Below are 599 nucleotides of genomic sequence, written 5' to 3' on the forward strand. Positions count from 1 at the left end.
CGAGCACCATGTCCCGGCCCCACCGCTTGACCCGCGGGACGCGCTTGACCAGCCGCTTGTTCCACAATCTGGAGTGGTGCGCACAGATGTTGCGGACATAGGACAGGGCCTGCAGGACGCCGTCCGTGATCTCCACAGTCGGGAGGCCCAGATCGCGCGTCACGGCGGCCTTGATGGGAAGGTCCCTGGTGATCTGCACCCATCGGGACAGTTCCCCGAACGTCATCAGTTCGGTGACTGCCCAGAGCGGCGGCAGGTAGGGGTCCGTGTACTTGGTGCGGTAGTGGGCGATAAAGGTTTCGTCTGACTTTTCCGCCGAACGGGCCAGCTTTGCGAGAAGCTCGGTATGCACCCTGGCGCCCCGGAAAGCGGAGGCACGGAGATGGGCATGCGCACCGTGCGCATGGGCCAGATGATAGGTCCACCGTGAGCGCACATGGATCTCGACGCGTTCGATCGCCTCCAGAAGCAGGAGCCGCAGCTTGCGGTCGAAAACGTAGCGCTCAATGACCTGGTCGAAGGATGTTCCCTCGGCGAAGCGCTTGCTGCGGGTCTGACCAGGAGGGGGAGGCAACTCGAACGGCAGCCAATAGGCGCTC

At 63.8% G+C, this 599-nt stretch carries 1 protein-coding gene; it reads right to left on the minus strand.

The window, feature by feature from the left end:
• A partial coding sequence (locus IEX25_RS19935) for an Abi family protein (protein WP_188717469.1) occupies nt 1–599 on the minus strand: 599 nt, incomplete at both ends.

The sequence above is a fragment of the Paracoccus acridae genome, assembly GCF_014642735.1.
In the GTDB taxonomy this organism is placed as follows: Bacteria; Pseudomonadota; Alphaproteobacteria; order Rhodobacterales; family Rhodobacteraceae; genus Paracoccus; species Paracoccus acridae.